The sequence below is a fragment of the Lysobacterales bacterium genome, assembly GCA_014946745.1.
GTDB lineage: Bacteria > Pseudomonadota > Gammaproteobacteria > Xanthomonadales > Xanthomonadaceae > Aquimonas.
In genome coordinates, this window is record JADCRD010000001.1 from 2394305 (window position 1) to 2413564 (window position 19260).

The window sequence follows — 19260 nt, forward strand, 5'->3', positions numbered from 1 at the left end:
TTCCAACATCACCGCCCGCTCGCGAGGGCCGGCGTGCGCGCCTAAACTGCGCCGGCATGAACAGGACAACCGGATGAAGCGCGACGGGATCAACTACAGCCTGGTGGGTGCGGTGGTGCTGGTCGCCTTCGGCCTGCTGCTGTTCGCCCTGTTCTCGATCACCGGACGCAGCGGCAGCGCGCTGCGCTACCACGCCCACTACGCCAACGTCACCGGCTTGGGCCCCGGCGCACCGGTGTTCTACGAGGGCTTCCGCATCGGCCAGGTCGAGGACATCACGCCGGACCGCAGCCAGGGCCGCACCCGCTACCGGGTCGAACTGGCCCTGCGCGCGGACTGGCCGATCCCCGAAGACAGCGTCGCGGCCCTGCAGTCGACCGGCCTGCTGGCCGATGTCGCGATCGCGATCCGCGAGGGCAGCAGCGCTGCGATGCTGGCCGAGGGCGGCGAGCTGGCGAGCCGCGAGGGCGCCGATCTGTTTGTCGCCATGGCCGATCTGGCCGGCGAAGTGAACGCGCTGTCCAAAGAGCGTCTGCGGCCGATGCTGGAGAACCTCGCCCAGCGGCTGGACTCGATCGGCGCCGCCGTCGACGCCAGTGCGCCGGCCCTGCTCAGCGAGGCGCAGGCGCTGATGGGACGGCTCAACACCGCGGCCGACGGCGTCAACGCGATTCTCGATGCGCCCAACCGCGAGGCGATCCGCAGCAGCCTCGCCAATGTCCAGCAGCTCTCGGCCGAGCTGTCGGCGACGCAGGCACGCGCCGACAGGCTGTTGGACGCGCTGAACGCCACTGTCGACGAGAATCGCCCCGACCTGCGCGAGGCGGTCGCGGATCTCGAACGCACGCTCGGCACCATCGCCCGCCGCATCGACTCCATCACGCACCATCTGGAAAGCTCCAGCCGCAACATGGATGAGTTCACCCGCGAGATTCGCCGCAATCCGAGCCGGCTGATCTACACCCCGCCCGAGGACCCGGTGGAATGAGCCTGCGCCCCATGCATCGAGTGTCGCGCGCACGCGCCGCGCTGCTGGCGAGCCTGCTGACGCTGCTCGGCGCCTGCGCCAGCGCGCCTGGCATTCCCGAAACCACCTGGCACCGGCTGCCGGCCGCAAGCGCCAGTGTGCCGCTGACCGACACCAGCGAGCTGCCCATCGTGGTGCAGCAGCTCGAAGCCGACGGCCTGCACGCTGACCAAGCCCTGCTGTACGCGCTCGATGCGAGTGGGCAGCGGCTGCGCGCCTACCACTACAACCTGTGGGTTGATCCGCCCGGCTACCTGCTGCAGCGCCGGACGATCGCTCGCCTGCGTGCAGCCGGCGCGAGCGCACGCGTCACCGACCAGCTGTCCTCACGTGAGCCCGCGCTCTGGGTCAGCGGCCGAATCGAGCGCTTCGAGCGGGTACCGCGCGCCGGTGGCGGCTACGAGGCCCAGGTCGGCCTGCGCCTGCGCGTTGCCCGCCACGATGGCGGCGAGCCGCTGGTAGAGCGCGAGTACGCCGCCACCGTCGCCGCCAGCGACGACAGGCTTGCAACCTCGGTGCAGGCGCTGGGCGCCGCGACCGACCAGGCTCTGGACGCCTTTCTGATCGATCTGGGGCGCGCGCTTGCCGAGGCCACGCCGTGAGCCGGCTCGCGCCCGCCGCACACCCAGCGGAGCAGCTGCAGCTGGCGCGGGCGCTGGGCTTGAAGGCCCTGCGCCTGCGCGAGCGGCCGCTGCCGGCAGCACCGGCGCGGCTGCGGATCGCCGCGGTCGAGTCGCTGGAATCGCTGAAGCAGGACGCGCTGCTGCTGGCCGTGCTGCGCGCGATTGACGTGGGCACCGATGAGATCGGCCCCGCCACGGCCGGAGACAGCCCCCTGCTGGCGCTGGGCCGCGACGAGCCCCGCGCCGACCTCACTGTGCCCGCGCTGACCGCGCTGCGCGGCAACGCCGCGGCCAAGCGCGCACTGTGGCCGGCCCTGCGTCGGCTGCGCCGCCGGCTGCTCGGCGCATGAACGCGCGCGCGCTGCCCGAAACGGCGCAGATGCGGCCGATGACCGAGGCCGACCTCGACGCGGTGATGCGCATCGAACTGCAGGCCTATCCGTTTCCGTGGACGCACACGATCTTTCGCGACTGCCTGCGCGCCGGCTATGCCTGCTGGGTACTCGATTGCGGCGGCGCCGTGCTCGGCTACGGCGTGCTGAGCGCGGCCGCCGGCGAAGCCCATGTGCTCAACGTCTGCGTGGCGCCGAATCACCAGGGCGAGGGCCACGGCCGCCGTCTGATGCGCCGGCTGATCGACCTCGCGCGCTGGCACCGCGCCGAGCGGATCTTCCTGGAAGTCCGCCCTTCGAATCCGCATGCGATCGCGCTCTACGACTCGCTGGGATTCAACGAGATCGCCCGCCGCGCCAACTACTACCCGGCCGTGGGCGGCCGCGAGGACGCCATCGTGATGGCCCTGGAGTTGCTGCCCGAGGTCGACTGAGCCCGCAGTGCAGAATCCGGCCGGCGCTCACTGACCCGCAGCGAGCGGATTCAGCCGCTGCGACAGACGCTCGCGAAAACGCTCGATTCCGACGCCAAACCGCCGACGCTGCCCGCGGCGAGAAACTTGCATCCCGCCTCCCGGACCCGCCGCCACCGACGTCAAGGACCCCATGGACCGACTCGAAGCCCTGCGCAGCATCGCCCGCGACGCCGCGAGCGGTGAGCTGAGCTTCCCGACGCATGCGCAGCTGGCGCTGAAGATCAAGACCGCCCTGGACGATCCGAACTGTTCGGTCGACCAGGCCGCGCGCCTGATCCAGGCGGACCCGCTGATGTCGGCACGCGCGGTCGGCATGGCCAATTCGGTGGTGTACAACCGCAGCGGACGCGAAGTCTCGGACGTGAAGACGGCCGTCAACCGACTGGGGTTCGCGACCCTGCGGACCTTGGCGATGGCGCTTGTCACCCGGCAGATGGCCGGCGGCGAGGGCAACCCGGCCCAGCAGAAGGTCGCGCGCCAACTGTGGGAGCGCACGGCTCATGTGGCCGCACTGGCTCGCGTGCTGGCGCAGAAGGTCACCGGTCAGAACCCCGAGATCGCCCTGTTCGCCGGCCTCGTCCACGACATCGGCGGCTTCTATCTGATCTCCCGCGCGGCGCACTTCCCGGCACTGCTGCGGATCGAAGCGCCTTTGGCGGTCGAGCTGGCGGAAGGCAGCGAGACCTCGGGGGCGGACATCGATACCGACCAGCGGGTCGAGCGCGACCTGGGCCTTGCGGTGCTCCGAAAACTGCAGGTGCCTTCGGTGGTGACCGAGGGCATCGAGGACTACTGGAGGGGCATGCTCTCGCTGCCGCCCGAAACTCTGGGCGACACCCTGCTACTGGCGGATGTACTGGCGCCCGTGGCGCATCCGCTGCGCTGGCAGGACCCCGCCCAGCCGCCCGCCACGCGAGCGGCTTCCATCGACATGCTGGTAGGCCAAGACACGCTTCAAGAGATCCTGCGCGAGACGGCCGCCGAGGTTGGGCAGCTGATCGAAACCCTGAAGTTCTAGGCATGGGCCCGGAACCCATCGCCGGCGCCCCGCTCCCCGCCAACGAGGCCGAGCGGCTGGCGTCGCTGCGCGCGGCTGAACTGCTCGACACGGAAGTGGAGGCGGCGTTCGACGACCTCACGCGCCTCGCGTCCTCGATCTGCGGCACGCCGATCGCGCTAGTGTCGCTGGTCGACGCCCACCGGCAATGGTTCAAGAGCCGGGTCGGTCTCGATGCAACCGAAACGCCTCGCGAGCTGGCGTTCTGCGCCCATGCGATCCTCGACGACAAGGTGTTGGAGGTCCCTGACGCCCGCGAAGATCCGCGCTTCCGCGACAACCCGCTGGTCACGGATGCGCCGGCCATCCGCCTGTATGCCGGTGCTCCCTTGCAGGGGCCCGGCGGCTACCCGATCGGCACCCTGTGCGTTATCGATACCGCAGCGCGTGCCCTGACACCTGCCCAGCGCGAGCAGCTGGCAACGCTGGCCGCGCTGGGCTCGCATCTGATCGAGGCGCGGCTGGCGCAGAAGCGCGCCGAACGCGGCGAGCGCGCCCTGTCACAGCTGCTGGAGGCGCTGCCCGAAGGGGTGGTCGCCTGCAATGCCCAGGGTCAACTGAGCCACTGCAACGGCGTGGCCCGGGCCTGGCACGGCTGCGATCCACTGCGCGAGTCGCAGATGGAATGTGCTGAACGCTTCGACCTGTACGAGGCAGACGGCGAAACGCCGCTCAGCCCCGATCAGATGCCACTCGTACGGGCGTTTCGCGGCGAGGTGCTGCGCGACGTCGAGATCTGCATCCGCGCGCGCGGCCAACCGCCACGCTTCGTGCTCGCCAGCGGCGGCCCGGTCCTCGACACGCACGGCGTCACCGAAGGCGCCCAGGTGGTGATGCACGACATCACCCAACGCCATCTGGCGCAGAGGACGCTGGAAGAAGAGCGCCGTCGTCTGGCCATGGTGCTGGACGGCACCCGCGCCGGCACCTGGGAGTGGAACATCCAGACCGGGGAAACGCGCTTCAACGAGCGCTGGGCCGAGATCGTCGGCTATACGCTCGACGAGCTGGCGCCCATCAACATCCAGACCTGGCTTGGCCTGGCGCACCCCGACGACCTGACTGAATCCGGGGAGCGCCTGCGGGCCCACTTTCGCGGCGAAACCGAGCAGTACGACTTCGTCTGCCGCATGCGGCACAAGCAGGGCCGCTGGGTGTGGGTGCACGACCGCGGCCGGGTGCTGTCCCGCGACGCCGAGGGCAAACCCCTGTGGATGGCCGGCACCCATCTCGAAGTCACCGAGCTGCGTGAGGCCCAGGGCCGCATGGAGCAAGCGCTGGCGCAGCTGCAGTCGATCTTCGCCGGTGCGCTCGACGTCTCGATCATCGCCACCGAGGTGGATGGGACCATCCGCCTGTTCAATCCCGGCGCCGAGCGTCTTCTCGGCTATCGCGCTGAGGAACTGGTCGGCCACTGCACGCCCGCGATCCTGCACGATCCCGAAGAAGTCGAAGCGCGCGGTCGCGAACTGAGCGCCCGCGAGGGCCGCGATATCCAAGGGTTCGAGGTTTTTGCCGACGCCGCCCGGCGCGACGTGGTCGAGACCCGCCAATGGACCTACATCCGACGCGATGGCGAACGACGCAAGGTGCGACTGTCCGTCAGTGCCATTCGCGACTCGGCGGGACGTCTGGACGGCTTCGTCGGGATCGCCATCGACCTCACCGAACTGGCCCAGCAGACGCGCGCGCGCGCCGAATCGGAAGACCGTTTCCAGGGCGCCTTCCGGGCGTCCGCTCTGGGGCTCGCGCTGGTTGCTCCGGACGGCCGTCTGCTGCAGGTCAATCCGGCGCTCTGCGCCATGCTGGGCTACGCCGCCGAGGAGCTGCTGTCCGGCGACTTTCAGCGGCTCACCCACCCCGACGACGTGGCCATCGATCTGGAGCTGGCCGGACAGACCCTCGCCGGCAAGCTGCCCGGCTACCAGCTGCGCAAACGCTTCATTACCCGCCAAGGTGCGACGGTCTGGGCCATGCTGGCGGTCTCCCTGGTGCGGGGCAGCGAAGGCCAGCCGCTGTACTTCGTGTCACAGGTGCTCGACATCACCACCCGCGTGCGCGCCGAGGAGGCCCTGCGCGCGAGCGAGGCCAAACTCTCGGAGCTGTTCCGGCTCTCCCCGGTGGGCATCGCCCTGAATCGCATGGACGATGGCGCGTTCCTCGAAGCGAACCCCGAGTTCTATCGCATGCTCGGGCATTCGGAGGATCGCTTCCGCAGGCTCAGCTACTGGGACATCACGCCGATCGAGTACGAGCCGCAGGAGCACGCCCAGCTGGCCAAGCTGCAGTCGCAGGGGCGCTATGGCCCCTACGAGAAGGAGTACATCCACGCCAACGGCCAGCGCATCCCGGTGCTGCTGCACGGCGTGCGCTTCCAGCCGGGCGGCAGCGGCGATGTGCTGATCTTGAGCGTGGTCCAGGACATCAGCGAGCGCAAACGTCTGGAGCGCATCAAGTCCGAGTTCGTCTCCACCGTCAGCCATGAGCTGCGCACGCCCTTGACTTCGATCTCCGGCGCGCTTGACCTGGTCGTCGGCGGCGCGCTCGGTCAGTTGCCCAGCGAGGCCCACGATCTGCTGCTGCTCGCCCAGCGCAACGCGCGCCGGCTCGGCGCGCTGGTCGGCGACCTGTTGGATCTCGAGAAGCTGCTGGCGGGCAAGATCAGCCTCAACAAGTCGCTGCAGAACCTCGGCAGTCTGCTGGTGGACACGGTGGCGGCCCTGCAGCCCTACGCCGAGCGCTTCGAGGTCAAGGTGCAGCTGCAGACGCCAGCGGACGTGCAGCTGAACACCGACCCCGGACGCTTCAGCCAGATCGTGACCAACCTGGTCTCCAACGCGATCAAGTTCTCGCCGCGCGCCGGGCTCGTGGAAATCTGCACGCGGCTGGTGGATGGTCTGGTCGAGCTGCAGGTGCTCGATCGCGGCCGAGGCGTGCCGGAAGCCTTTCGCGATCGGCTCTTCCAGAGCTTCGCCCAGGCCGAAGGCGGCACCGACCGGAATCAGGAAGGCACGGGCCTGGGCCTTGCGATCAGCCGCGAGCTGACCGGCCGCCTCGGCGGTGAGATCGGCTACGAGCCGCGCGAAGAGGGTGGCAGCTGCTTCTGGCTGCGCCTGCCGGTGATGCCGGACAGCCACCCCGCGCCGCCGTCAGCGACTCGCCCATGCGTATTGGTGGTCGAGGACGACCCTGACGTGGCCGCGGTGCTGAGCCTGTTGCTCGAGCGCGAAGGCTTCGAGTCGCTGCATGCCGACAGCATCGAGTCGGCCAAGGCTCAAGTGGCTGTGGCCAAGGTGCAGGCGATCACACTGGATCTGTCGCTGGGCGAAGAGCGCGGCGAGGATCTGCTGGAATGGCTGCGCAGCACGCCGGAGACCACAGAGCTGCCGGTGCTCGTCGTCAGCGGCCAGGCGGACCGCCTGTCGGGGCCGGACCCGAACACCGCACGCATGCAGAAGCCGCTGAGGATTCCCGCGTTGACCGGCACGCTGCACGCCCTCATCGGTCGCAGGACAAGCCGCGAGCACACCCAGATCCTGTGCATCGAGGACGACGAGGACAGCCTGAAACAGATCGCCGCCGCACTCAGTCCTTTGGGCGAAATCACCTTCGCACGCAACCTGGCGCAGGCGCGCGCGGTGATCAAGGCGCGCCGGTTCGACCTGGTGGTGCTCGACCTGATGCTGCCGGACGGCGACGGGCGCAGCCTGCTGCCACTGCTGCCGATGGATTCGGCCCCGCCGGTGCTGGTGTTGAGCGAACAGGCACTGAGCCCGGACGCCACGCTGCAATTCGCCGCGGTGCTCGGCAAGTCGAGCACCGCCAAGGCGCGTCTGGCCGAGGTCGGCCGCCTGCTGCTGAGCCCGCAACGAAGAGAACCACGAACCCCGGGGAGTCCGCCATGAGCGGCGACAAAGGACAGGGCCTTCGCCTTCTGCATGTCGAAGACGATCCCGCCATCCGCGCCATCGCCCGTATCGCGCTGACCCAGGTCGGTCAGTTCACCCTGCAGTCGTGTGCGAGCGGCGCGGAAGCCTTGGAGATCGGCCCAAGCTACGATCCGCATGTCCTGCTGCTTGACGTGATGATGCCCGGCATGGACGGGCCGACCACGCTGCGCGGACTCGCCCAGCGCATGTCGCTCGAACATCGGCTGGTGATGTTCATGACCGCCAAGGTGCAGCCCTGCGATATCGAGCGCTATCGGGAAGAGGGCGCGCAGGGCGTGATCATCAAGCCCTTCGATGCGATGCGCCTGTACCGGACGGTGCTGGATGAATGGGATGCGCTGCGCGAGCGGCGAAGCCGGGCTTGACGCCCCGCAGTCGCTGCAGCGACTGACATCCGAGTCGCTTCAGGAGAGACCCGAATCGCGGCAGCTGCGTTGGCAACCCGCTTACCTGCTGCAGCGCAGGCTCCTAGCCGCCCTCGAGGGTCAGCGCGTCGAGTGAAGGAGACGCCAGCCCACTACGCCGCCAGAGCGCATCCAGGCGACAGCCCTGCACCGGGTCGATGTATTCCGGCACCAGATCCACCAGCGGCTTGAGCACGAAGGCATGCTTCAGCTCGGGCCGCGGCAGCTGCAGGTTTCCTGGCCCCTCCAGCACCAGCGCATCGAAATAGACGATGTCGACGTCGAGCGTGCGCGAGGAAAAACGGGGTACATCGCGGCGGCGGCCGTTGGCATCTTCAAGCGCGTGCAGCCAGTCATTGAGCGCGAAAGGGTCGAGATCGCTGTCGATGGCAGCCGCCGCGTTGAGGAAATCCGGCCCCTCGAAACCGACGGCAGGCGTGCGATACACCGGCGAGAAGCGCGCACCGGGAAAGCGCTGACGCAAGGCCTCGGCCGCGGCTCGCAGGTAGCGCTCGGGCTGCTGGTTGCTGCCGAGGCTGAGCAGGGCGAGGCTCATGCGCTGGCGTTGATGCGGCTGCGCTCGATCAGCACGCCAACCGCACGCGCGCCGCGCACCGCGCCTGGCTTCGAGAGCTTCAAGCGCACGTGGCTGACCTTGAACTCATCGAGGATGATCGCCGCACAGCGCTCAGCCAGGGTTTCCACGAGGCCGAAGCCCGACTCGCCGACAAACTGCATCAGGCGCTTGCTGACGGCCTTGTAATCGAGAGTGTCGCGGATGTCGTCCGACGCTGCCGGCACGCGGTTGTCAAAGGCCATCTCGATGTCGAGCACGATCGGCTGGCGGATGCGCCGCTCCCAGTCGTAGATGCCGATCAGGCACTCGATCTCGAGCGCCTCGATGAAAACCTTGTCCATGCGGAGTCCTGGTGTGGGGGCGAGCAGCGCGGGCGCACTTGGCTCAGGCGGCCGGCAAGCCTGCCATATCCCAGCGTGGCCGCACGGTGAGCGCATCGGCCTCGCGCTGGCCCGCAGCCAGCCGCAGCGCCCCCGCAAAAGCGATCATCGCGCCGTTGTCGGTGCAGAACTCCGGACGCGGAAAGCTGACCTTGACCTTGCGCCGCCGGCTCAGCTCATTCATCCGCGCGCGCAGGCGGCGATTGGCGCCCACACCTCCAGCGACCACCAGCGTCTTCGCGCCGGTGGCCTTGAGCGCGCGCTCGCACTTGATCGCCAGCGTCTCGACCACGGCCTCCTCGAAGCCGCGCGCAATGTCCGCGCGGGTCTGTGCGCTCTGGTCCGACTGCTGCCAGGCCAGCAGCACCTGGGTCTTAAGGCCCGAGAAACTGAATTCGAGGCCCGGCCGGTCGGTCATCGGCCGCGAAAAGGTGAACCGCCCCGGATCGCCGGATTCCGCCAGCTTCGCCAGCTCGGGTCCACCCGGATACGGCAGGCCCAGCAGCTTGGCGGTCTTGTCGAAGGCCTCGCCGGCGGCGTCGTCCAGGGTCTCACCGAGCAGGCGATATACGCCGATGCGCTCGACTTCGACCAGCTGACTGTGGCCGCCGGACACGAGCAAGGCCACGAACGGCGGCTGCGGCGCATCCGCTTCGAGCAGCGGGGCCAGCAGATGGCCCTCCATGTGGTGCACGCCGATCGCCGGCAGGCCCAGCGACCAGGCGATGGCGCGGCCGGTGGCGGCGCCTACCAGCAAAGCGCCGACCAGTCCGGGGCCTGCGGTGTAGGCCACGCCGTCGAGGTCGGCAATCCGCAGCCCGGCCTCATCCAGACACGTACGGATCAGCGGCAGCAGCTTGCGCACATGGTCACGGCTGGCCAGCTCGGGCACCACCCCACCGTAGTCCGCATGCAGCCGCACCTGGCTGTACAGGGCATGGGCGAGCAGGCCGCGTTCGTGGCGGTAGATGGCCACGCCGGTCTCGTCGCAAGAGGTTTCGATGCCGAGCACATTCATGGGGCAGAAGATGCAGATCGGGCCCCGGATTGCAAGGGCGTTGGAAGGCCGCGTATCATACGCGGCTCCCCGCCCCCGCATTGCGCGCATCAACCGCGCGGGCAGTGTCGCGGGGGCCCACCGAATCAGCACCGGAGATCCCATGCCCAGCGTCAAAGTCCGCGAAAACGAGCCGTTCGAGTTTGCCCTGCGTCGCTTCAAGCGCACCTGCGAAAAGGCCGGCGTTCTGGCCGAGACCCGCAAGCGCGAGTTCTATGAGAAGCCGACCCAGGAGCGCAAGCGCAAGGCGGCCGCCGCGGTCAAGCGCCATCTGCGTCGCGTCAGCCGCGACGTCACCAAGCGCCGTCGCCTCTACTGAGGCGTCGCCCGGTCCGCGCGGCCGGGGCTTGAGTCCGTTCAGGGTATCCGGAGCCGGTGTTGCGCAAGCGACACCGGCTTTTCCTGTTTGCGCCATTTGTGACGCCGCAGCCGCGTCACCGTTTGTGCCGTCGTGGCGCTGCATCGGCGCCACCTGCTTTACGTCGTCCGTGGCGCCGAGTCGGCGCCGTCTGTTGAAGCCATTTGTGGCGCTGCATCGGCACCATTCGCGTCCTCCTTCGGCCGCTGCCACGCGCAGCCGCCCTCCCCCATCCCGAGGTGATACATGAGCCTGAAACTGCGTCTGACCGATGACATGAAGGCCGCCATGAAGGGCGGCGACAAGGAGCGCCTGGCGGTGATCCGTCTGGTCAATGCCGCGATCAAGCAGCGCGAGGTCGACGAGCGCATCCAGCTCGACGATGCCCAGGTGCTGTCAGTGCTGGAGAAAATGATCAAGCAGCGCCGCGACTCGGTCAGCCAGTACGAGTCCGCCGGACGCGAAGATCTCGCCGCGCAGGAGCGCTTCGAGATCGAGGTCATCCAGGCCTACATGCCGCAGGCGCTCGGCGAGACCGAGATCGACGCGCTGATCGAGGCGGCCATCGCTGAAACCGGCGCCAGCAGCGGCCGCGACATGGGCAAGGTGGTGGGCGCGCTGAAGCCGAAGGTGGCCGGCCGCGCCGACATGGGCGCGGTGTCGGCCCGCATCAAGGCGCGTCTGGGCGGCTGAGGCCGCTCGGCGCCACCGACTTGAGCGCATCCGCACCCGACAACGGCCCCGACCACGGGGCCACTGCCAGCGCGCCGCCAGCCAGGCGGCGCGCGGCGCTGCTGTTCATCTTCATCACCGTCGCGCTGGACATCCTCGCGCTGGGTCTGATCATCCCGATCCTGCCCAAGCTGATTCTGGAGTTCAGTCAGGGCGACTCGGCCCGCGCGGCCACCCTGTACGGCCTGTTCGCGGTCGCCTTCGCGGCCATGCAGTTTCTGGCCTCGCCGGTGCTAGGTGCCCTGTCCGACCGCTTCGGTCGGCGCCCAGTCATCCTGCTGTCGAACCTTGGGCTCGGGCTCGACTACATCCTGATGGCGCTGGCCCCCAGCCTGTGGTGGCTGTTGATCGGCCGCCTGCTCGCCGGCATCACCGCCGCCAGCATCACCACGGCGAACGCCTACATCGCCGACGTCACTCCGCCGGAGAAGCGCGCCGCCGGTTTCGGCATCCTCGGCGCCGCCTTCGGACTCGGCTTTGTGATCGGTCCGGCGCTGGGCGGCGTGCTTGGCAGCATCGACCTGCGCCTGCCCTTCTGGGTCGCGGCGGGCTTGAGCCTCGCCAACTTCGTCTACGGCTGGCTGATCCTTCCGGAATCGCTGCCCGCCGAACATCGTCGACCTTTCGCCTGGCGCGGGGCGAATCCTCTGGGCGCGCTCCGGTTCCTGCGTGCGCATCCGGGCGTGCCGGTGCTGGCCGGCGGCCTGTTCCTGAGCCAGCTGGCGCACATGGCCCTGCCGGCGGCCTTCGTGCTGTATGCCAACTACCGCTACGGCTGGGACGAACGCCAGGTCGGTCTCGCCCTGGCCCTCGTCGGCATCTGCTCGGCGATCGTGCAGGCCGGGCTGGTGCGCCGTGTCATCCCGCGCATCGGTGAGCGCCGCGGCCTGCTGTTCGGCCTCGGCATGGGCGCGCTGGGTTTCGCCATCTACGGCATCGCCTCCGAGGGCTGGATCCTGCTGCTCGGCGTGCCAGTGATGGCGCTCTGGGGCTTTGCCATGCCCTCGGCGCAGGGGCTGCTGACCCGCCACGTCGAGGCCGAAGCCCAGGGCCGACTGCAGGGCGCACTGACCAGCCTGACCGGCATCGCCGGCATCATCGGCCCGCTGATGTTCAGCCAGATCCTGGCTGCGGCAATCGGGCCGCTGAAGGCCTCGGGCGTACCCGGCGCGCCGTTCTTGCTGGCGGCGGTGCTGTTGGCAGGCGCGGCGCTGATGGTGCAGGCGCGCGTTCGAAGCTGAACGGCGACGGGCGGGCCCCACTGTCCGCCCAACCCCGCGCAGGCGCATCCTCCGTATCCGGTCGCCGTCGACGCACCCCGCGCCGGCATTGTCCGAACACCGATTGGAGGTCCACGATGCGCGTTCCCCTGCTGTCGCTGCTGAGCCTTGCCATGACTGCCACCTCCGCCGCGGCTGCCGACGCCCCCGACTATGCGCTGACCGTCTACAGCGCGGCCGCCCCCGGCACGCTGTCGACCGAGCGGCTGGCCGACTACGGCGATCGCCTGCCCGGCTATGCCGTGGTCAGCGACCGGCGCGTGCTGGAGCTGTCGCGTGGCACCGGCGAGCTTCGCTTCTCCGACGTCGCGCGCCGGATCGATCCGACCACGGTGAGCTTCGCCTCAATCACCGACCCCGCTGGCACCCGCGTGCTGGAGCAGAACTACCAGTACGACCTGGTCAGCCAGCAGAAGCTGCTGCAGCGCTATCTGGGCCAGCCGCTGACCGTGGAGCAGCAGCGCGGCGATACGATCGAGCGCGTCAGCGGCACCCTGCTCTCGGCCGATGGCGGGCTGATCCTGGCGCGCGAGGACGGCAGCGTGGTGACGCTCAGCAGCTGGAGCAGCGTGCAGTTCCCGGCCCTGCCGGGCGGGCTGATCAGCAAGCCCACCCTCGTGTGGAAACTCGATGCCGCGCGCGGCGGTCGGCATGACGCCCAGGTCAGCTATCAGACCCAGGGCATGACCTGGTGGACGGACTACAACATCACCCTGCGCGAGGACGGCGGCCGCTGCCGCATGGATCTCGCTGCCTGGGTGAGCCTGGTGAACCAGAGCGGCGGCAGCTTTCCCAACGCGAAGTTGAAACTCGTGGCCGGCGACGTCAATCGCGCGCCGGCAGCGCCCGAGCCACAAAAGATGTACAGGACCATGGTCGCCGAAGCCGCGCCGATGGCCGACGGCTTCGCCGAGTCCGAGCTGTTCGAGTACCACCTCTACACCCTGGGCCGCCGCACCGATCTGCCCGACAACTCGGTGAAGCAGCTGGAGCTGTTCCCCGCCGTGGCCGGCGCGGAGTGCCGGCGCGAGCTGGTGTTCACCGCAACCCCGAGCTACTACAACTATGGTGCGGCGATGACCGACCAGGGCTTCGGCGCCACCCAGCGCGGCGAGGCCGGGGCGTTTCTGGAGTTCGAGAACCGTGAGGCCAATCGGCTGGGCATCCCGCTGCCCGGCGGCCGCGTGCGCGTGAGCCAGGCCAGCGCCGACGGCGCCCAGGAGTTCATCGGCGAAGACCTGATCCAGCACACCGCGCGCAACGAAACGCTGCGGCTCAAGCTGGGCACCGCCTTCGACATCAGCGGAGAGCGCCGCCAGCTGAGCTACAGCTACGACGAGAAGGCGCGCACGATCACCGAGACCATCGAAGTCGAAGTCCGCAACGGCAAGAAGAGCCCTGCCGAAGTGACCGTGCGCGAGTATCTCTACCGCTGGAGCGGCTGGACGATCACCGGCAACTCGCAGGCCTACGACAAGCGCGATGCGCAGACGGTCGACTTCGCGGTGAAGCTGCCGGCCGAAGGCAAGCAGACCGTGCGCTACACGGTGACCTATCGCTGGTGAGGGCGGTCGCTTGAGGTGAGCTGCAGGGCCCTGCGGTGGGTGCAGGGCCTTGCGCGGTTTCGATCGGGAATGAGGCAAGCGTGGAGCTTCGGTGGGTCAAGACCCACCCTATGCAGAGCCGCGCTCTGTTGGGGAGAAGGTGCGCGCACGGTGTTCGGTCGTGGTGTCGCTTTCGATCGGGAATGGGGCGAGGGTCGGGCTTTGGTGGGTCAAGACCCACCCTATGCAGAGCCGCGCTCTGGTGGGTCGAAGGTGCACGCATGATGTTCGGTCGTGGTGTCGCTTTCGATCGAGCACGTGGCGAGGGTCGGGCTTCGGTGGGTCGAGACCCACCCTATGCAGACTGCGGGGGCGAAGTTGCACGCACGATTTTCGGTCGTGGTGTTGCGTTCGATCGGGAATGGGGCGAGCGTGGAGCTTCGGTGGGTCAAGACCCACCCTATGCAGACTGCGGGGGCGAAGTTGCGCGCACGGTGTTCGGTCGTGGTGTCGCTTTCGATCGAGCATGAGGCGAGCGTCGGGCTGCGGTGGGTCAAGACCCACCCTATGCAGAGCCGCGCTCAGGTGGGCCTGCCCCACCTGATGGAGCTGCAGACTGTGAGCTGCGAACACGACCACACGCCAAACGCATGCGAGGCCAGCTCTTCTCTCACTCCTCACTCCTCACTGCTCTCCACTCGCTCCTCGCTCCCAGCTCGCACGCCCCAACCGATGGCCGATGGAGCGCGGGTTTCGCACTGTTATGCTCCGCGGTTCTTTCGGTCCGTCTCCATGGAGTTCTTCATGCGTAGCCCCCTGCTCACCGGCGCCCTTGCCAGCGCGATTGCTCTGGCCCTGGGCCTGAGCGCCTGCTCCAAGCCCGAAGGCGACACCGCTGCTCCGGCAGCCAGCTCGGCGGCCGCCGATGCCGCGCCTGCAGCGCCCGCGGCCGACCTCACCGGCAATCCCTTCATGCAGCCGAGCAGCCTGCCGTTCATGGCGCCGGACTTCAGCAAGATCAAAGACGAGCACTACCTGCCCGCCCTGCTCGAAGGCATGCGCCAGCACCTCGCCGAGATCGAGACGATCGCCAACAACACCGAGGCGCCCACGGTCGAGAACACCCTGATGGCGATGGAGCGCTCGGGTGCCCTGCTGACCCGCACCGCCGAAGTGTTCATGAATCTGGCGGGCACCGACACCAACCCGACGATCCAGCAGATCCAAGCCGAGATCGCACCGAAGCTGGCGGCGCATCAGGATGCGATCCTGCTGAACGCCAAGCTGTTCCAGCGCGTCAAGTCGATCTACGACGCCCGCGAAGTGCTGAACCTCGACGCCGAGACCAAGCGCTTGGTCGAGCAGACCCACCTGCGCATGGTGCGCGCCGGCGCCGAGCTGTCGGAAGACGCCAAGGTCAAGATTCGCGCCCTGAACGAAGAGCAGGCCGCGCTGATGACCCAGTTCCAGCAGGCCATGCTGAAGCAGACCGAACGCGCCTCGGTCATCGTCGATGACGCCGCCCAGCTCGACGGCCTCTCGGAAGGCCAGATCGCCGCCGCTGCCGAAGCCGCCAAAGCCGCCGGTCACGAGGGCAAGTGGCTGCTCCGCATCACCAACACCACCCGCCAGCCGGTACTGACCTCGCTCAAGAACCGCGAGCTGCGCCAGCGCGTATGGGAGGCCTCGGCCAACCGCGGCCTGCAGGATGGCGAGGGCGACACCCGCCCGATGGTGCTGCGTCTGGCCCAGCTCCGCGCCGAGCGCGCGGCACTGCTGGGCAAGCCGAATCACGCGGCGTTCCAGCTTGAGAACCAGATGGCCGGCACGCCCGAGGCGGTGCTGAAAATGCTGTCGGATCTCGCCCCGACCGTGGTGCAGAACGCCCAGCGCGAAGCGGCCGATATCCAGGCTTTGATCGATGCGCAGGGCGGTGGCTTCCAGCTGCAGCCCTGGGACTGGGAGTTCTACGCCGAGCAGGTGCGTGCGCAGAAGTACGACCTCGATCCCGAGCAGGTGAAACCCTACTTCGAGCTCGACCGCGTGCTGAAGGACGGCGTGTTCTACACGCTGAACCGCTTCTACGGCGTCAGCTTCAACGAGCGCAAGGATCTGCCCGTCTACCACCCCGACGTGCGCGTGTTCGACGTCATCGACAGTGACGGCACCCAGCTCGGCCTGTTCTACGCCGACTACTTCGCCCGCCCGAGCAAGCGCGGCGGCGCCTGGATGTCCACCTTCGTCGACCAGAGCGAGCTGCTAAACCAGAAGCCGGTCGCGCTCAACGTCATGAACATTCCGAAGCCGGTCGACGGCCAGCCGGCGCTGATGACCTTCGACGAAGTCACCACGATGTTCCATGAGATCGGCCACGGCGTGCATGGCCTGTTCTCCAAGGTGAAGTACCCCTCGCTGGCCGGCACTGCCGTGCCGCGCGACTTCGTCGAGTTCCCCTCGCAGTTCGAGGAAGACTGGGCCAAGCACCCGGAGATCCTGGCCAACTACGCCAAGCACTACCAGACCGGCGAGCCGATCCCGGCCGAGCTGATGCAGAAGATCCTGAACGCCTCGGGCTTCAATCAGGGCTTCGATACGCTCGAGTACATCTCGGCCAGCTTCCTCGACATGGAGTGGCACATGCTCGCGCCGGGCACCCAGGTCGATAGCGTCGAAGCCTTCGAAAAGGCCGCGCTGGCCAAGCACGGGGTCGACTTCGCGCCGGTGCCGCCGCGCTACCGCAGCGCCTACTTCGCCCATGTGTTCCCGGGGGGCTACTCCTCGGGCTACTACGCCTACATCTGGAGCGAAGTGCTGGCGGCCGACGCCTTTGCCTTCGTCACCGAACAGGGCGGCCTGAACGCCGAGCTGGGCGCGGCCTACCGCCAGGGCATCCTGTCGCGTGGCGGCACCGAAGACCCGATGCAGATGTACGTGAACTGGCGCGGCAAGCAGCCGAACGCCGAGAACCTGCTGTACCGCCGCGGCCTGAAGAACAAGAGCGACGACTGATCGCCTGACCTGAAGCAAGGCTGCAACGCAAAGGGCGCCGTCGGTGACGACGGCGCCCTTTTCGCTTGTTCGAGATCCCCGCTGTGCAGCTGTCCGCTGAACTCATGCGTCGCTCGGCGCTGCCTACCCTTGCAGGCGCTAGCCGCCTGGCTCGCCTTCGAGCGCGTCCAGGCCGCCAGCGCCGCGTGGTCGAACCTCAGACAACAGCGCGTCGCATCGGCGCTCGACCTGCGAGTCTGCCGACGAGGAGTCAGCGACAAAGCCGCTGACTCCCCGAGAACGAGCCGCCTGCAAACGCGTGGGCGGGATTCCTCGCGCTACCGCGTGGAAGTGACCTCAGGACGCACTCAGAGCTGGGTCGGCACGGCGCCGGTCAGCGTCACCTCGTAGCTCAGTCCGATGGACTCCGGGCTGGTGTCGGTGCTTTCGAAGGCGTTGTACTGGATCAGCGTAGTCGGCGTGTTTGCCACCACCAGACTCGCTTCCTCGTTGCTGGCGATCGTGGCCGAGCCCGCGCCCCCGACAAGATCGACATAGCGGATCGCCCCGCTTGCCGTATTGCGAATGCTGAGCGCCGCCATGAACCCGCTGCCGGCCTGGCCATTGCCCAGGTTGGTGACGCGAACACTGACCGCACCGCCCGCCGTGGCGCGCAGCGGCGTGATGTTGGCGCCCGCATAGCGCGGCTCACGGGCAGGCTTGACGCGATAGCGACCGTTGCCCAGCGAATCCAGGTTGGCGAACGCTCGGGACCGGAAGCCGGCGTCATTGCGCAGCGTCAGGAAGCGCGCCTGCGCCTTGGGATGGCCGATGTCGAGATAGGCCATGCGCGCCCAGTAGCGTCCGACCACTTCCTGCACCGTCACCGGTGCCACCAGCCGCTGCAGCACGTGCAGTGGGGTTTCGTTGTTGCGGCGATGGTTCTTGTGGATGTCGGGCACGGCCATGCGCCCCACCCCAGGGTAGCGGTCGGGGTTCTGGGTCAGGTACGTGAGGAAGGGCCACGCCTGGTAGTAGTTGCGGGTGCTGACGATCGGCAGGAAGGCCTGCGCGATGTTGGTCTCCAGGTTGATGATGGTGTCGCGCGACCTCGCCAAGCCGCGGCGCTCGCGGACGCGCTCGCAGAGCGGATCCGTGTTGTAGGTGTCCGCGACCCAGTTGGCGACGGACTCCCACCAGGCGCCCGTGGCGCCTTGATCCGTCCAGGTGAAGTCGGCGTAGGACAGGCTGTGCCCGAACTCATGCACGGCGGTTTCAGGGCGACTGATCGCGTTGTCGCGGAACTCGATGAAGCTCAGGCGGTAGCGTCCGTTGGCGCCCATGGCGCCGCCAGCGTTCAGCGTGGTCGTCGAGTACAGATTCATCTTGTAGTACGGGCCGGTCGTGCCCGCCGACAGGCTGGGCGAACGGAAACCCCATTCGTTGACGAAGCACTCGTAGGCGGCCTCCAGATGCGCCACGCCGGTTTCGATCTGCGCCTCGGGCACGTTCGCGAGGTTGCCCTGGCCGCCGTTCAAGCCACCGCCACCGTAGTAGGCGCGGAAGCGATCGGAATCGCGGAAGCGCGCATTGGTCGGTGTCACGTTGAGGTGGGTGAACTCATTGGTGATGGCGCGATACGGCACGGCGCCACCAACGCCCCCCGCCCGCACGCCCCAGGTGCGCCACTCCAGGATGCCGGTGGACTGCGTGCTGTTGCGCATCTGTACGCGTACCCGATCCGTCACTACGTCCTGCAGGGTGAGCAGGTTGAACTGATTGGCGCTGCGCGGAAGGCTGCCGGCGTTGACCCAGGCGGAACCGTTCCAATACTCGAGAAAGGCGTCCGTGGGTGCCCACACGCCGCGCCGATCATCAAACCAGTAGATCTCCGACGCGTTCAGACGAACCGAATACGGCCACCGATACTCAACCCACTGGAACTGGTTGGGCCGGGGCCAGTTGCCGTAGGCACCGCTGGACTTGTCGTTCGAGTTGGCGGGCGACGAGCCATCGTTCACCGCCGCCAGCGTCTCCCAGGGCGACACGTAGGACGTGGTGACCTGCGCGTCGCGCGCGAGGTTGTCGCCTTGGGCGACCGCCAGTGAGGTCGCGGAGAGCTTCTCGGCGGGCACCGTCCCACCACCGTCCTTCCCGTGTGCATCCGAGGCCTGAGCGACCTCGATACCGCCTGTGGCAAATAACGTGATTCCCAAAACGAGCGCGACAGACCGCGCGATAGGCTGCAGCTGGATCATTGCGAGCACTCCCCGTGCTTGTGTGATTGCGAAAGGTCATCCCTGAACCGGCGCTCCCGCGGCCCCACGCGCGAGAGGCTCCCCCCCGCGGCGTACGCTGCGGTTCTTGTCCAGCGGTGTCAATTAGAAATGTAAACTTTTGCTACAGAGCTCACAC

General features: G+C 68.1%; 16 protein-coding genes. 12 read left to right on the forward strand and 4 right to left on the reverse strand.

What is annotated here, in order from left to right:
- Positions 1-73 precede the first annotated feature (73 nt).
- The 7 genes from H4O13_09380 to H4O13_09410 all read left to right on the forward strand — a co-directional run bounded on the left by H4O13_09380 (position 74) and on the right by H4O13_09410 (position 7890).
- A complete protein-coding gene (locus tag H4O13_09380) occupies positions 74-988 on the forward strand; it encodes an MCE family protein (protein ID MBE5315600.1) in 915 nt (304 codons plus the stop codon).
- The gene (locus H4O13_09385; GenBank protein ID MBE5315601.1) at positions 985-1629 is read left to right on the forward strand and encodes a membrane integrity-associated transporter subunit PqiC; all 645 of its coding nucleotides are present in this window, start codon (positions 985-987) and stop codon (positions 1627-1629) included. Before H4O13_09380 ends, H4O13_09385 begins: the two co-directional genes overlap by 4 nt.
- Entirely contained in the window at positions 1626-2000 is a 375-nt protein-coding gene (locus H4O13_09390; GenBank protein ID MBE5315602.1) for a hypothetical protein, read from the forward strand. Before H4O13_09385 ends, H4O13_09390 begins: the two co-directional genes overlap by 4 nt.
- A complete protein-coding gene (gene rimI, locus H4O13_09395) occupies positions 1997-2476 on the forward strand; it encodes a ribosomal protein S18-alanine N-acetyltransferase (protein ID MBE5315603.1) in 480 nt (159 codons plus the stop codon). The genes H4O13_09390 and rimI overlap by 4 nt, the downstream gene beginning before the upstream one ends.
- 172 nt (positions 2477-2648) lie before the next feature.
- On the forward strand, positions 2649-3536 hold the full coding sequence (locus H4O13_09400) for an HDOD domain-containing protein (GenBank protein MBE5315604.1): 888 nt from the start codon (positions 2649-2651) through the stop codon (positions 3534-3536).
- 2 nt (positions 3537-3538) lie between these two features.
- Positions 3539-7480, forward strand: a complete 3942-nt coding sequence (locus H4O13_09405; protein MBE5315605.1) for a PAS domain S-box protein — start codon at positions 3539-3541, stop codon at positions 7478-7480.
- Positions 7477-7890, forward strand: a complete 414-nt coding sequence (locus H4O13_09410) for a response regulator (protein ID MBE5315606.1) — start codon at positions 7477-7479, stop codon at positions 7888-7890. The genes H4O13_09405 and H4O13_09410 overlap by 4 nt, the downstream gene beginning before the upstream one ends.
- A gap of 103 nt (positions 7891-7993) precedes the next feature.
- Here H4O13_09410 and folK read toward each other — a convergent pair whose 3' ends face one another.
- From folK to tsaD, 3 genes are read right to left on the reverse strand one after another with little or no spacing between them, the layout of a single operon-like run.
- A complete protein-coding gene (gene folK, locus H4O13_09415) occupies positions 7994-8485 on the reverse strand; it encodes a 2-amino-4-hydroxy-6-hydroxymethyldihydropteridine diphosphokinase (GenBank protein MBE5315607.1) in 492 nt (163 codons plus the stop codon).
- Complete coding sequence (gene folB / locus H4O13_09420; GenBank protein ID MBE5315608.1) at positions 8482-8847, reverse strand: dihydroneopterin aldolase; 366 nt, start codon at positions 8845-8847, stop codon at positions 8482-8484. Before folB ends, folK begins: the two co-directional genes overlap by 4 nt.
- A 43-nt stretch (positions 8848-8890) precedes the next feature.
- Complete coding sequence (tsaD, locus tag H4O13_09425) at positions 8891-9904, reverse strand: tRNA (adenosine(37)-N6)-threonylcarbamoyltransferase complex transferase subunit TsaD (GenBank protein MBE5315609.1); 1014 nt, start codon at positions 9902-9904, stop codon at positions 8891-8893.
- Between the two features lie 142 nt (positions 9905-10046).
- On the opposite strand from tsaD, the gene rpsU reads away from it, so the two are divergent.
- The 5 genes from rpsU (at position 10047) to H4O13_09450 (ending at position 16866) form a co-directional block, all read left to right on the forward strand.
- Positions 10047-10262 (forward strand): 30S ribosomal protein S21, encoded by a 216-nt coding sequence (gene rpsU, locus H4O13_09430; GenBank protein MBE5315610.1) that lies wholly within the window; start codon positions 10047-10049, stop codon positions 10260-10262.
- Positions 10263-10547: 285 nt separating this feature from the next.
- Positions 10548-10994 (forward strand): GatB/YqeY domain-containing protein, encoded by a 447-nt coding sequence (locus tag H4O13_09435; protein MBE5315611.1) that lies wholly within the window; start codon positions 10548-10550, stop codon positions 10992-10994.
- A 20-nt stretch (positions 10995-11014) separates the two neighbouring features.
- The gene (locus tag H4O13_09440; GenBank protein MBE5315612.1) at positions 11015-12274 is read left to right on the forward strand and encodes a TCR/Tet family MFS transporter; all 1260 of its coding nucleotides are present in this window, start codon (positions 11015-11017) and stop codon (positions 12272-12274) included.
- Positions 12275-12390: 116 nt separating this feature from the next.
- On the forward strand, positions 12391-13878 hold the full coding sequence (locus tag H4O13_09445; GenBank protein ID MBE5315613.1) for a DUF4139 domain-containing protein: 1488 nt from the start codon (positions 12391-12393) through the stop codon (positions 13876-13878).
- 783 nt (positions 13879-14661) lie between these two features.
- Positions 14662-16866, forward strand: a complete 2205-nt coding sequence (locus H4O13_09450) for a M3 family metallopeptidase (GenBank protein ID MBE5315614.1) — start codon at positions 14662-14664, stop codon at positions 16864-16866.
- Positions 16867-17213: 347 nt separating this feature from the next.
- Here H4O13_09450 and H4O13_09455 read toward each other — a convergent pair whose 3' ends face one another.
- Positions 17214-18980: a hypothetical protein gene (locus tag H4O13_09455; protein ID MBE5315615.1), complete on the reverse strand. Its 1767-nt coding sequence runs from the start codon at positions 18978-18980 to the stop codon at positions 17214-17216.
- Between the last annotated feature and the right edge of the window lie 280 nt (positions 18981-19260).

What these genes read in the sequence shown, in the direction of transcription:
- H4O13_09385 (MBE5315601.1), top strand. Translation starts at nt 985, where the DNA reads ATGAGCCTGCGCCCCATGCATCGAGTGTCGCGCGCACGCGCCGCGCTG.
- H4O13_09380 (MBE5315600.1), top strand. Translation starts at nt 74, where the DNA reads ATGAAGCGCGACGGGATCAACTACAGCCTGGTGGGTGCGGTGGTGCTG.
- tsaD (MBE5315609.1), bottom strand. Translation starts at nt 9,904, where the DNA reads ATGAATGTGCTCGGCATCGAAACCTCTTGCGACGAGACCGGCGTGGCC.
- H4O13_09450 (MBE5315614.1), top strand. Translation starts at nt 14,662, where the DNA reads ATGCGTAGCCCCCTGCTCACCGGCGCCCTTGCCAGCGCGATTGCTCTG.
- folB (MBE5315608.1), bottom strand. Translation starts at nt 8,847, where the DNA reads ATGGACAAGGTTTTCATCGAGGCGCTCGAGATCGAGTGCCTGATCGGC.
- H4O13_09410 (MBE5315606.1), top strand. Translation starts at nt 7,477, where the DNA reads ATGAGCGGCGACAAAGGACAGGGCCTTCGCCTTCTGCATGTCGAAGAC.
- rimI (MBE5315603.1), top strand. Translation starts at nt 1,997, where the DNA reads ATGAACGCGCGCGCGCTGCCCGAAACGGCGCAGATGCGGCCGATGACC.
- H4O13_09400 (MBE5315604.1), top strand. Translation starts at nt 2,649, where the DNA reads ATGGACCGACTCGAAGCCCTGCGCAGCATCGCCCGCGACGCCGCGAGC.
- folK (MBE5315607.1), bottom strand. Translation starts at nt 8,485, where the DNA reads ATGAGCCTCGCCCTGCTCAGCCTCGGCAGCAACCAGCAGCCCGAGCGC.
- H4O13_09405 (MBE5315605.1), top strand. Translation starts at nt 3,539, where the DNA reads ATGGGCCCGGAACCCATCGCCGGCGCCCCGCTCCCCGCCAACGAGGCC.
- H4O13_09435 (MBE5315611.1), top strand. Translation starts at nt 10,548, where the DNA reads ATGAGCCTGAAACTGCGTCTGACCGATGACATGAAGGCCGCCATGAAG.
- rpsU (MBE5315610.1), top strand. Translation starts at nt 10,047, where the DNA reads ATGCCCAGCGTCAAAGTCCGCGAAAACGAGCCGTTCGAGTTTGCCCTG.
- H4O13_09445 (MBE5315613.1), top strand. Translation starts at nt 12,391, where the DNA reads ATGCGCGTTCCCCTGCTGTCGCTGCTGAGCCTTGCCATGACTGCCACC.